Annotated in this window: 11 protein-coding genes; all 11 read right to left on the reverse strand. The window is 36.5% G+C overall.

Translation table 11 applies throughout. The features are described from left to right. Nucleotides 1–10 precede the first annotated feature (10 nt). The 11 genes from hpsA to SAGCYANO_RS30445 all read right to left on the reverse strand — a co-directional run bounded on the left by hpsA (nucleotide 11) and on the right by SAGCYANO_RS30445 (nucleotide 13,311). On the reverse strand, nucleotides 11–4,771 hold the full coding sequence (gene hpsA / locus SAGCYANO_RS30395; protein WP_202223474.1) for a hormogonium polysaccharide biosynthesis protein HpsA: 4,761 nt from the start codon (nucleotides 4,769–4,771) through the stop codon (nucleotides 11–13). 736 nt (nucleotides 4,772–5,507) lie between these two features. Beyond that, entirely contained in the window at nucleotides 5,508–7,331 is a 1,824-nt protein-coding gene (locus tag SAGCYANO_RS30400; RefSeq protein WP_202223475.1) for a hypothetical protein, read from the reverse strand. Between the two features lie 3 nt (nucleotides 7,332–7,334). Continuing rightward, nucleotides 7,335–7,856 (reverse strand): hypothetical protein, encoded by a 522-nt coding sequence (locus SAGCYANO_RS30405; protein WP_202223476.1) that lies wholly within the window; start codon nucleotides 7,854–7,856, stop codon nucleotides 7,335–7,337. Continuing rightward, on the reverse strand, nucleotides 7,811–8,098 hold the full coding sequence (locus tag SAGCYANO_RS30410; protein WP_202223477.1) for a hypothetical protein: 288 nt from the start codon (nucleotides 8,096–8,098) through the stop codon (nucleotides 7,811–7,813). The genes SAGCYANO_RS30405 and SAGCYANO_RS30410 overlap by 46 nt, the downstream gene beginning before the upstream one ends. Beyond that, nucleotides 8,083–8,673 (reverse strand): hypothetical protein, encoded by a 591-nt coding sequence (locus tag SAGCYANO_RS30415; protein ID WP_202223478.1) that lies wholly within the window; start codon nucleotides 8,671–8,673, stop codon nucleotides 8,083–8,085. The genes SAGCYANO_RS30410 and SAGCYANO_RS30415 overlap by 16 nt, the downstream gene beginning before the upstream one ends. Nucleotides 8,674–8,830: 157 nt before the next feature. Beyond that, on the reverse strand, nucleotides 8,831–9,934 hold the full coding sequence (locus SAGCYANO_RS30420; protein ID WP_202223479.1) for a glycosyltransferase: 1,104 nt from the start codon (nucleotides 9,932–9,934) through the stop codon (nucleotides 8,831–8,833). A gap of 241 nt (nucleotides 9,935–10,175) precedes the next feature. Then, nucleotides 10,176–10,454, reverse strand: a complete 279-nt coding sequence (locus tag SAGCYANO_RS30425) for an IS200/IS605 family accessory protein TnpB-related protein (RefSeq protein ID WP_202223480.1) — start codon at nucleotides 10,452–10,454, stop codon at nucleotides 10,176–10,178. Between the two features lie 246 nt (nucleotides 10,455–10,700). Next, the gene (locus tag SAGCYANO_RS30430; RefSeq protein WP_202223481.1) at nucleotides 10,701–10,907 is read right to left on the reverse strand and encodes a hypothetical protein; all 207 of its coding nucleotides are present in this window, start codon (nucleotides 10,905–10,907) and stop codon (nucleotides 10,701–10,703) included. A gap of 269 nt (nucleotides 10,908–11,176) precedes the next feature. Next, nucleotides 11,177–11,323 carry a hypothetical protein gene (locus SAGCYANO_RS30435; protein ID WP_202223482.1) on the reverse strand — a complete coding sequence of 49 codons (147 nt, stop codon included), beginning with the start codon at nucleotides 11,321–11,323 and terminating at the stop codon, nucleotides 11,177–11,179. Nucleotides 11,324–11,421: 98 nt separating this feature from the next. Next, complete coding sequence (gene hpsE / locus SAGCYANO_RS30440) at nucleotides 11,422–12,387, reverse strand: hormogonium polysaccharide biosynthesis glycosyltransferase HpsE (protein ID WP_202223483.1); 966 nt, start codon at nucleotides 12,385–12,387, stop codon at nucleotides 11,422–11,424. Nucleotides 12,388–12,690: 303 nt separating this feature from the next. Further along, complete coding sequence (locus SAGCYANO_RS30445) at nucleotides 12,691–13,311, reverse strand: sulfotransferase (RefSeq protein ID WP_202223484.1); 621 nt, start codon at nucleotides 13,309–13,311, stop codon at nucleotides 12,691–12,693. Nucleotides 13,312–13,345: the final 34 nt, after the last annotated feature.

Genomic DNA, 13,345 nt, shown 5'->3' on the forward strand with positions numbered 1-13,345 from the left:
TAGTTATCCCCTATTCTGGAGCTGAATAAGAATTTGTTGCACACCACTCATCAGGGCGTACATAACCTGCAAGAGCTGGTTGGTCATTATCTTGTCTCTTTGCACAGAGCAAAACTCTCACCCAATCATCATCTGAACTAATTTCTCGGAAATACTCGTTAGGATCATCAACAGGTTCTCCTGTAAACCTTTGAGCGAATAAGTCAGGAGTCTGAGATAAAAGACCTACATCAAAACCCCAAGAACGTGCTGACGGCCAGTAGAACGGAGACCTTTGAGAGAATGCACCACCTCTGTAGGGAAAACCATTGTCGTTATTGTTCCATCGATAAACAGCTCTACCACTACCATTAAGTTCGTAGAATAAACCTGCTGCTGTGTTCTGATCCTTGTCCGCTGGCTGCATAGGTGCTGTAGCATACTTTGTTTGTCCAGACTGAATTAAATTACCCCTAATATTGATTGTCCGTTGTGGAATCTGGTCAATGTCAGGATCGCCCCACATTTCTAGAGTCCGAACAAAGTTATGCAGACCACCACTTGTCTCACTTGGGTTTGGTCTTGATGGTGTGTTACCGCTGACAAATGTTATGTTGTAAAATGTTGAATCATTCGGACCGTCATCGTCTGCTACTTGAAGCCATCGTCGTTGCAAGGCAGTTTGTTTATCTTGGCCTGTACCTCCGAAAGGTGTATTACCAGTACCTGGTGTTCCTGTAGCTGAATGAATTTGCAGCATAGGAGCTAACAATGGCTGACCTTCAGGAGCATAAGTTCCACCAGAAATAGGCATTTGCTTGATGAATAGGGAGTTGGTGGCATTGTAAGTTATGTTTGATGATTCAGTAGGATTAGCTGCATCACTCGTTGTCTGAAACCAAAGTGAGCCTGCTACGCTAGCAGGTGGAGAACCAGTGAGTGGAAACCTCTGAATTGTTCCTCCTGTAATATTTCCTACTGTACCAATTCCGCCGTTAATTCCAATGGGGACTAAATCTTGAGCATCGCTAATATCAGTAATTGCATTTCCACCATTATCTGCTAGCTGATTACCATTTCTGAAAAAAGCAACTCTGCGTGCATAACCTTGAAAGGCTGGATCTGCAGGTCGAGCTGTTGTGCCTGCCCTGTGTATTGCAGGATCAAATGTTGCAGTAATGACGTTAGAAGCTTTCAAATTTAAATCTGGATCAACATTCCAATCATCAGGCGTACATTCAGAAACAGGTAGTTTTGTACACACTTCCATCAAATATTCTGGAAAATTTACCCGTCGCTGAATCGGAGTAATACCATTAGCTAGATAAGAATTCATATAGTTCTGTTCCTCAGTCTTATCTGGGTCAGTATCCGCAACAGTATTAGGCCAAACGCCACCATCACTCCCATCATCAGCCCACTGAGAAGTGGTAACAAAGTTGTTGAACAGGAAGCCATTTTGCAGGAAAGCTGCTGCTGCATCATTCCCAAGATTATTCCGCAAATCATAATCTCCTTGATTGCGATAACCATCTTCCCAATCATTAGAAAGTAACGTTATCGAATCAGCAATCACTGTTGCCGGACGCCACTGGTCGCCTCCATCTCCACATCCTGGTTGACCGCTACGACAGGCAAAACCAGTATTAAAGCCTTCATCACCACGAGTATAAAAGTTCCCCCAATCAGCATCTAATGTTTTATTAAATTCTTCCCTGGGAGTTTCTGTACCTGGTTTCTTATGGAGGTTAAATCCAGGAATACCATCTTCTGTTTCTGCTGCTGCTTTGATATAAACAGGCACGTTTGATACTAAAATCAAACCCTTTTCTACCGCCACATCTCCATCATTAGCATCAGTTCGAGATAAGTTTGTACCATTGACTAAGCGAATGCCATTCGGACGACGAGATGGGTCAAGCTTAAAGTCTGATGTACTTAGAAGTTCTTCTTCTACAGTGGGGTCGTTGATATCTCCATCTTTATCCACAGCACTAATATCTGGCAAAGCATCATCACGGCTGGCATAAATTACTCCACTATTAGGTAGTAAATATTCGCCTGTACCTATTGTTGCACCTGACTCTCGAAGTTGACTCAAGTCTATCTCTGTGACTCGAATTTCTAGAGGTTGCCTTTGCTCTAAAGGCAAATTATACCTTGTCGGGTTATCAGCAGGGTTGTCTGAATTTGGTTGCAAGTTTTCTAATTCTGCTATTTCCAGCCATTCAGGTAGTGTTTCATCAGTGCTAAGGCGATTAAGTGATTTAACTTCCCTGGCATCTAGGAATGTTGCTTCTCTGATTGCTCCATGAGGAATTGCTGTTGAATAATCAGTTGGGCTGTCCAATATATGCAAAGCACATTGCGCCGCGTGTATTGCTGAGTAATGCTGTAGTAGTCGATCGCCTGCTGCTGTCTCTAAAGCTGTTTTCAGGGGTAGATTTACATAGCGTCCATTAGGGTATTTTAATTCTGCCTGAACTGTTAGTCTGGCATTAGATTCACTTACTGCGACATAATTATAAACAATGCCATTATTTGAGCGGCCATCTACATCCTCATTCCATGGTAGTCCATCCTGATTAAGAGCACTGATGTCATCTGTTGGATCGTAGTAATTGCTAATACAAGCAAAAGGAGTTTGTGCTGTATTATCGGGGTTGCCAGCTTCTTGTGTATCTTCTTCTGCATAATGATACACTGCTGTTGCCCGCATCCTTAGATAAGGAATTTGAGCAGCTTCCGGATCTAATGTACCATCATTATCCGCGTCTAACAATATAATATCATCACGAATACCATCACTATTTGAATCCTCAGCAGCTATAGGTTCTAATGCCATTGGCAAAGCATCAGACCAAACATTTTCCTTCTGCCAGTCATCAGAGTTTGGAGCATTAGCCAAATAAATTCCTGCACCAGTAACTACTCGCAACCCTCCTGAGTTTTCAAATGCTTCCGGTATATTTGCTGCTTCTTTTTCCCAAAACAGACCCCGACCAGTGTCACCTAAGTCTGGTATATCTTCTATTTGGGTTTTACGTTTTCTAAGACTATCTTCAACTGACTGGTCAGCTACACCAGGTTGATTCCATTCTATAGAATCACCTGGAAAATTTGCTTCTTCTTCATTGATAGCTGGCAAACCATAACCTACAGAAATGCGATCGCCTATTAGTAACTCTGCTTGATCTGTATTTGCCAAATCTGGATCGCTTGTAGGTAAATACGCTATATTCCCATCAGTATTAATATCACCTAAATCATTAACTGTATCAATCCCTCCAAAAGTTATTCTTGGGGTTATCGAGCGATAGTAATCCACCAGTAAATCTTCCAGTAGTTCTAAATTATCTTCGTATTCACCCGCTCTTTGATTATAACTTATTTGTACTGCCTCTGGCAAACTTCCACAATTTTCACAATTTTTACCAGGAGCATCTGCTGGTGCGTCATCCAAAGCATCTGTTACAAGATTTGCTATTTCTGTATTGTAAGCATTGATATCGTATGCTACATCTAAGCCACCTTGTTTATTCGTTGTTATATTCGTCTCGTCGATTTGATTTTGCTGTTCGTTTGCATTTGTATTAGGTGCTGCACCTTGTATGTATCTGTGGACTACAACATTTTCTCCATTAGGAGCACTAGACTGATTTACATCACCATTTGCTACATTACCACCCACAAGAATCTTGGCATTTTCAGCTTCATAATAACAAGATTGGGGGTCACTTACTTGGTAGAAGGTTATTGGACCATTAAAACCAGCTCTTGTCATCAGGTTTCCATTTGTTTGTACCCTACCATTTAGTCTAAAGTTAGAAACACGACCCAACTCCAAATCATCTTCAAACCATACCGCGTTGTTATTTAACGGGATGCGGAGACGGTCTTGCTGGTATTCGAGAGCGGAGGAACCTGTTTTCCCTATCTCATAACTACTATCATCAAGTGTAGCTAATTGTTCTTGTGTAATTGGTACATTAGTTGTGTATACAAAGAAACTCTTACTTAATTGACTACTATTTTTATACCAATCTGAATCTCCTACTATACCTGTAGTTGTACCAAAGGCATTTTGACATTGCGGTGAAATTGTTTCTACAGCCGCCATTGGTGGCGTTCTTGCTTCTAAAGGGTTTCTGGTACGGTCAAATTCTCCATCATTATTGCGACTGGGGCTACGGAATAAAATACTATATAAAGTGTAGGTATCGTATTTTCTATTATTATCTGTATCTACAGGAAACATCCAGGCAGTTTCCGTTTCTTCATTATCTTCTAGTCTCAGGTCATCTGGATCTTCTGAACCATTTTCTTGAATACTATTATCGTCGATAAAGTCAAATGCTATTTTGAGGGCTATTTCGTCCCCAAATCTGTATCTTCCATCAGCATTTTCACCAATTACTTGGTATAAAGAATAATCTGTAGGAGTAGAGCGGGGTAAGGCACTGTCATTAAACAGCCGATCTATTTTAGCTTTAGCCCTATCTAGAGCTGGTGTTGCTGCTGCCAAAGTTGCTTGATCTACTCTAACATTTCTGGCAACTTCTGCCCTGTTAAAAGAACGAAGCAGGATAGCAATACTAAGTAAAACTACTACCAAAATCACCATTGTTACAGTAGGCAAAACAAATCCAGAGTTAGCGAACCTAATACGACGATTGATGATTTTTGTCACTCTTAGTAGTAATCTGTCTGTATGCCTAATAAAAAGCGGTACCAGTACCCCTACCTGTTTAATTAAATATTGGATACTCCTGACTAACTTGTGTTTGGACATAATACCTTCCCAAGGTGTATTATTAATGGATAATTTAAAATAGACTTTTAGTTTTTCTAGCAGTATCTATTACTATTTCTATGCTAGCATTGCCGACTGGTCACGCCCACTTCCTAGCTCAGATATCTATTGAAGTTGTTATTGATTAGGCAGATGACCCAATGCTGTTTTTATCTATAGAAATAAAAAAAACCAAAATTAGTTAATTAAGTAAAGCCAAATAGCGTAGCTACGAAATTGAGATAACAGATATTCTAGTGTATATTATTGCCAATTTTTTTAAAAATCGATCTAGTCAGCTAAACTTCTAAAGCTAAAGTAGATCAATCCCACATTCAGAACCACAAAATGTAGTAGCGCGTCAAGCTGAAAATGATGTATTAAATTTTCTAGTATAATTCTTGTTATGACTAAGGTTTGGAGAATTTTCCTAAAACACTATTTCAAGCTTGACACGCCAGTAGTATAAAATAGGAGATAGAATTTTAGCAGAAAATCATAGCTACTGTGATTGAGTAATCAATCAAGCAAGTATTTATGCGTAAATTATTGACTCGGAATTTGAGCGACGAAAAAAGTAATTGAGATGATTTGCATAGTATAAATACTTACCAAGTTAGGGATTTATATACTACTTGTTCATGATACAAATTGAAGTGCGGAATGTGGTATGCATATTTTGTGAAGAGTAAATCACTTTAATCAATATATCAAAATTAGTGAAGTTTAAGATATCTTAACTATGGCTATCTAAAATTAAGTCGTGTAGATTCTGTCCACTCTCCATGAGCCAACGCCATATCTGCCAATAAAATAGAATTTCTATATCATCAGACAATTTCTTGGGATTGGCCTTAATTAATCTCTGGATACGGAGAACTCCATCAGGGTTAAGGTCTGGATGTTCTGGGTTGATCATAGCAATTACTTGATTTATGAATTTGCTACGGTTAAAAAATTGATGATGAAGTGGTACTCTCAAAAGTCTTAGTAAACCACGTCCCAGTTTTACTTTGGCAAGGGAAGACTGAAGCTTGTAGGTTGTATTAAAAAAATCATACCAGGGGGAAAATGCTTGAGGAGGTACTAATTTGCCCCCAGAAACAAATGGAATTGTGAGTAGTTCAGGAAAATGATTCTGGAATATTTGAAGATATAACCGATAGTTACCTTTTACTTCAAATGGTAGGGAGGCAACTATATTACAAAAATCTTTACTAAGTCCAGGTGTAAAATTAGGTAATACATTGGTATAAACTTGGAGAGGATTAGGCGCAATTCTGTGACGTATTCGATTACGCATGATAAATTCGGCTACACCATAGGTATTGTTTTGATAAAGGGATTTTTCATTTTCTAGAGTATTAATAAAATTATCGTATATATTTTGAGCCAGTCTTGGGGAAAAAATACGTTTAACAGCTTGCCATTTTGAGGACTCAGGAGGCTTTATCCAATTGTTTAAATATTCACTGAAACCACCTAATGGTTGACTACTTTTTAAGTTTGTTCCCAGATAACATCCCTCCCACACAGCACCCATATTAGGCTCCAAATGCTGTAATACCTGAGAAATAAACAAAAACAAACTGGGTGTCGCCACCTCATTCATGACTAAATAATCCAAATAACCCTGAGAGGAGAAAAAATCTGGGTCGGAAGACATCCTTTTTACCGACACCCCTACCTTCTTAGCCACCCACTCCGCATAAATACCATCAGCGCCAAAAAATTCATCCTCATGGGTCAGAATAACTGCCTGAGCATCAATACCCATTTTATCAAGCAAGGCCAACAACAACCGAGAATCAAATCCACCACTCAATAATATTGTTCCTGGTTGGTGATAAGCCAGATAACCTTTGATATTCTGTTCCAATAGCTCAATTATCTGTCCCGTATCTACATCAGCCAAAGTTTTTTCGGGTTGAGGTTCGGGCCAATGCCAATAATGCTTTTCTTCCAGGCGATCGCTACGATGGTCATAAATCAAAATGGCACCGGGAGGTACACGCTTAACTTTATCAAGAGTAGTATCATTGCCCAGAGTATGACCAAAGGTGACAAAAGCACCCCAGGCACCAGGGTTGATTTCTAAATCTATTAACTCACTAGCAGCGATCGCTTTAATTTCACTGGCCACCAACAATTTACCAGATACTCTGGCCATATACAAAGGCTGCATCCCCAGAATATCTGTGACAATGGCTAATTTATTTGCTTTCTGGTCCCAATATAAAGCTGCAAAAGCTCCATCAAGTTCTGTTAATGCTTCAGCAGCAGTCTGATAATCTGACTCAACAATTTGATTTAATTTTTGTTCTAAATTCCCATTAGTAAAAATAGGTATTCCGGCAATAATTAACTGATTATTAGTAGTACCTGTTCGATGCAGAGAGATATTACCAGTAGTTCCTGTAGCAGTGGTAATTTTTGCTAAAAAACCACCAGAAATTTTGAATATTTCTGACTTATTTAACTGCGCTCTAATTTGAGCATTAGCCATTGATGTTATTGTCTTTTTCTGACAATTTTCTCCAAAGATTCCTGCTATTTTCATTGTTCAAATTTCTACCAAACTACGAGTATAAAGTAGTTTCCCTTGGGGTGTTCTGGGTACTTCTTCTACCTGATGCCATTTTATCTCACATTTTTCACCCATAGCCTGTTTAATTTTATCGCAGATTTCTGCCATTTCATTCTCCACAGGTTGACCTATAGGTACATAATAAATATCTATTTTTTCAAAGTCTGTTTGTAATACTTGAAATTCATCTATCCAATTTATGAAATAAAATTGACGAGTAAAATATCCCCCATCTACTAGGGTTCCTTCTCTGGTAAGAAAATGGTCTTTGACTCTACCAGTAATTTTTTCTAAAGTTGGTAATTTACTACCACAATTACAAGGTTTGCCTAAAATTGCTGTATCGCCAATTTCATAACGAATTAAAGGCATAGAATAATTATGTAAAGTTGTGATTAAAATTCTGCCTTCTTCTCCAGGTTGTACGGGTTTATTATTTTTATCAACAACTTCTAAGTAATTATTAAAATTAAAAATGTGGATTTTTCCTTTGCACATTCACCAGCGATCGCTCCTACCTCTCTAGAACCATAAAAATCGTAAATTTTGCAGTTAAAAACATCTTCTATTAGTTCTCGCATGAATTGTCGTAAAGTTTCAGCAGAAGTATGTATTCTTTTTGGGCTGTGAATTGATAAATTATTTTCTTTAACAAATTTGGCTAACTGATATAGAGAACCTGCATAGGATTTAATTAATTTTGGCTTTTTCTGATTAATTACTTCTACATATCTATGCAAATCCTTTTAGTCATCTTGAAAGAATTTAAAAAGGTTTTTTGAGGCTGAATGATATTTAATAACTTTTGTCTAGTTGTCAAATTCTTTTTCTTAGTTTGCTGCTGAATATCGGTTGTAGAACCCCACAAAATAACTTCAGAAGTAACCACTGGTTCAATATCTAAAAATTGGCGATAAAAAAATAGTTCTGTAGCTTCTCGCCATTCCTCATATTCAGCATCTTGAATTACTTGTAATGGTTTTCCTGTAGAGCCACCAGAACTATTAAAATAATAACGACGACTTGCCAATTCATCTGACTTGAGATTGTCAAAATTTTCCCTAATAATTGATTTAGTTAAAATCGGCAATTCAGAAAAGTTAGAACTATTGTAGCTGTGACTAGAGATTAAATTTTTGTAGTAGGGAATATGTGCTGTGGCATATTCTAGTAATGCAGATAAATAATTATTTGTTCTTTCTGGAGAATCATTAATTATTTGCTCATACAATATTTCCCTTAAACCTAGATTTTTAGAGGTAAATTTTCTATAAATTTGGCGTGCCGAAATATAGAGTTGACTACGAATATCCATAATTTTTTTCAAACAGAAAAATTGCTGCAAAGTTGCTATTATCCTGACTTGGAAATATATAGCTAAGAAAGAATTGGTTAGGAAAATTACTGATGATGAATCTCAGACTAGGAAATGTTTTTCCCACTGTTCCCTGTTCCCTGTTCCCTGCTATAGCCTAATTTAACCCTAAAAATTCCAGATATTGTTGAGCAACATTTTCTACTCTAAATTGTTCTAGCCAAGCCGAATCAACTTGCCGAGAATTACCTGATAATATATCTAAAATTTCCTTTGCTATAGCCTCATCATCTCCCACAGGTACAAGGGAACCATATCTACCACCATCAAGAATTTCTTCAGGGCCACAAGGACAATTAGTAGAAATTACAGGAGTTCCTAAAGCTAATGCTTCTATCAATACATTTGGTAACCCTTCCCAAAGAGAAGATAGTACAAATACTGCTGCTTTTTTGAGGTATGGATAAGGGTTATTAGTAAATCCTGGTAAAGCCACATCATTTTCTAAATCTAGTTCCTTAATTAAAGCTTGAAGTTGTACTGTTTCGCGCCCCCTACCCAAAATCATCAGACGACATGGTTTTGTCTGACGTACTTTAGCAAAAGCTTTAATTAGAGTTGAAAAGTTTTTTTGTGGGTCTAATCTTCCGACCCCAAGTACTACAGGTGGCTGTCCTAGCTGAAACCAAGGATGGTCTAAAGTTTGTTGCGATTTTTCAAATATACCAGGAGTAATAGTGGGGTTATAAATAACTTTGATGCGCTTTGGAGAAATACCAGTAATATTAGCTAAATCTTGAGCTACACCATTAGAGTTGGCGAGAATGCCATCTGCCAGAGGGTATAAAAGCTTTGTACTAATAGCTGACCACTTTTCACTACTGGGTTCATTTCCAGCGTGCATTGATAAAGCATTACGTTCTGAAACTATGACTCTTGTATTTACAAAGGCCAGATACTTTGCCAAAATAGCCATCTCATTAGGATAATGCAAAAAGGAAAGCAAAACTTTTGGCCGCTCCTGCCGTAGATAACGCACTAACTTGGGAAGACCTGCTAAAGTTTTTTTAGTCTTAAGGTCAATAATTCTAACTTCTGGCGGTACTTCTGGTAAATATGGTCCTTCTGCCATATTCATCACTAAATCTACTTTTACCCCTTGTTTAATAAAAGCTGGCATTAAATTTACAAGCACACGCTCTGCACCACCACCATATAAGAAGCGGATATGTATAGCTAGATCGGTTTGAGTTGTGGACATAATTTAGCCTCTACTGTGGAGAGAACGATTTGTCTTTTTTCATCGTAACTTCCTTGCTTCTTGTTACCGCTCAACTAAACTTACTCAAACTTACTCAAAAGCCTGAAACCTTAGTTTAACGCAAGTGGATCGACCACTACAGGGTTAAACGGCAAACCCTTTATTCCTTGGTCCAAGACATATTTACCAATGGATAATTGATAATTGATAATTGATAATTAGAGATAATTTTCATTATTCATTATCCATTAATGAAATATGCATTTAATAATTTATTTTCTCTGGTTTTATACAACCCTCTTGTTACTATTTTTCCACTAAATTTCGGTTTTTGTTCTCCATATTTTGGTAAATCATCCCCATCTAAACAGCTTGATTGAGATGTATAGGATTCTTCTGTTATTATTACTTTTATTCCTCTTAGTTGGGCTTTATATCTTAACATCTCTATTAACTTATAGTGAGGGATGTTCACAAATTGTTGATTGTTCTTTTTCCTAATTTTATTTCTTGTTTCCAAGTCTGATTCTGCCCAATAATTAAGGTTCCTATTTCATGGTTGATACACCAATCTATTACTCTTTTACTTGCTGTATGGAGATAGTTTTCTACTCGACAATTTCGTTTCGGCTAAGAGCCGACATGAATGTGAGTTAATTTTTTTAACCGATGAGAATTAGTTTGATTGTGGTTAGTTTTTAATTGAGATTGTAAATAAGAGCGTTGTTTATTATAAAAGGTGTTAATTGCTTTTAATGGTCTGCCTTTAATCAACAGAGGTGATAGTTCCTGTTTGATTTGTCGTTACAGCTATTAAGTTATTTACTCCTAAATCTACTCCTGCTATTTGTTGATTTTCTGTTGTTTCCTCCTGTTTTTCATAGACTATCTCTATTATGTAACAGCTACTTTTGGGGATAATTCTGGTTTCTATTATTTCTGTCTGTGAAGTGGGGATTTTTATTTCACTCATCGACAGATGACAAATTCCTTTTTTAAGGTTTTTTTGTAAATTGATTCATGAGGATAGGGCAGAATATTTCGGCATGCATGCTTTATGTTTATATTTGGGAATTTTTGGTCTCCCTAAAAATTTATTGGGCTGTTTTTGCCACTCTCTTAAGGCTGAAAAATAACTACTCCAAGCTGAGTCTAATCTTCTGATTATCTGTTTGCTAACTTTGGTAGGTAAAGCTTGATAATCGTCACTTTTAGATACCTTGTGATACAGTTGATTAAAGCTTAGTTTCTTTTTGTTTTCAAAGAAATATTGGCGACTGGATAGTAATTGGCTAAATTGAACAGATTTTTCGACAAAAAAGCCTTGTGGTCTATTTCTGACCACAAATAATGTGATTTGGTAATAACATGACGTTCAACTAGCTTCATACCTTAATTGTAGCTGATAACGACTCAATGGATAGACAACTGAACAAACTTACTCATTTTAGTTTGATAGCTATAGTTATGAGTAAGTTTGATGAACTTTAGATAAGTTTTTGCTTTCTGTATTTACCCGTATTTTTTAAATAATAAAAAGTACTAAGCAAGCTTCCCCAGAAAAATTCAAATTTGAATGCTACAACTAATTTTGTTTTCACCTGAAACCTGTACTTAATTAAGAGTAATAAAATTCGCTTAATATTTCCTAGTATAGTCTTAAGAAAAATCACAGGTATCTGCCAACTTTTAGTATTTATTGTTCGTAGTTGAAAAGTTGCTAAACCTATCCCTTTTGCTAAAGGAATTAGATATTCTTTTTCTAAGCGTTGCTTGGGAATTTTATGGTGAATACACATAGTTGGATTGTACCAAATTTTCCATCCTCCTTTGTGTAAATAAAGTAAAGCCTCATAGTCTTCACCGGCAACTATTGAATTTCCAACTCTTCCTATCAAAGCTAACCTAGTAGGGACATTTTCAGACCATGCTTGCTTTCTAACTACTAATCCAGCACCAGGAGGAAGTCTTAATTTTTCTGGTTCAAATAAACAGGTTTTAGAACCATGTTCTCTAATAGCTAAAAAAGCTTGAATCGTATCAAAATTTTCTGGAGGATTAACTTCAAAATCACCTATTATTTTACCACTATATGCACCTGCTGTTTGATGTTCTTGACCAAATTTAACTGCTTCAATCACCCAATCTGCTTCTGGCAAGTTATCATCGTCAAGAAAACCGATAAAATTACCATTAGCTTCTTCAATTGCTTTTTGTCTAGCAAATGCTAACCCTTGCTGTGCTTCAAAACAATATCTCAGTGGTATGTTATCTGGCCATTCAGAGCGAAAACTATTAACAACTTGAGTAACATTATCGCTGCTATTATTGTCAACTATAATTACTTCCCAAGAAATATTCTCTGTATTAATTTGCGATCGCAGCTTCTCTAACACCAAAGGTAATCTATTTGCCCCATTGTAAGTTGGTATAGCAACAGTAAAGTCTAGCATGATGTTTTAGTCTCGACATTGCTTATACTTCCATTCAATATTACTAAGTTAATCTTGAGAAAGTACATAAGTAAAGTCTAGCATGATGTTTTAGTATCGACAATTGCTTATACTTCCATTCAATATTATAAGTTAATCTTGAGAAAGTACATAATTATTTATTTTATTCAATCATTTCTAAATTTTTCAGACTATAGCCAAATCTATTAATTCTCTGCTCAAATCTCGACTCCACATAACTAGCATATAAATTTTTGATGTTGTTGCTTTTCAACTTATGCCAACGAGAGAAGTATTTATCATTTATATTAGAAAAACTTCCATATTAAGAGGAAAATTTTCTAATTCTACAAAAGAGTAGATTTTACTTAAAATAATTTGAGGATTTGCCACAAAACTCTCATACTTAAATGCAAAAACATTCTGCAAATTCCCTCGATCTAATTCAAATTTTTCGTAACATCTCAGCAAATGTTCTACTAAGGAGTGAAGGGGATTTTTGCACCATCTTTTAGTCGCATAATAAACTGCTATAGGATGCCTAAGCACAATAATAAAAAATGAATTGGGAAATAACTTTTGCAAGAAGCGAGTTCGCACTAGATTTGGCGGAGATTTTTCGAGCAAAACTGGCTTTTGAATATCCCAATATTTTTCCCATTGGTGAAACAATTTTTCTGAATTTTCTGAAGTTGCTAATTCAGAATTTTCATCCATAAACGATGCTTGATTAAAGCCAAAACGTCCAGTTCCACCAAAAGTTTTTGCTGGAGAATAAACTGACTGTAGATGTTGTCCTTCATCTTCCCAAGCTTTTGTATTTTTAAAACCACTAATTTGAGGATGTTCTCGCAAACATTGAAACAGTAAAGATGTTCCACTTCTGTGTAAGCCACCAATAAAAATAAATTTGTGATTTTGCATAATAACTATATAGGGAATAGGGAATAAGGAAGAA

This window comes from Okeania sp. KiyG1, assembly GCF_014132355.1.
Taxonomy (GTDB): domain Bacteria; phylum Cyanobacteriota; class Cyanobacteriia; order Cyanobacteriales; family Microcoleaceae; genus Okeania.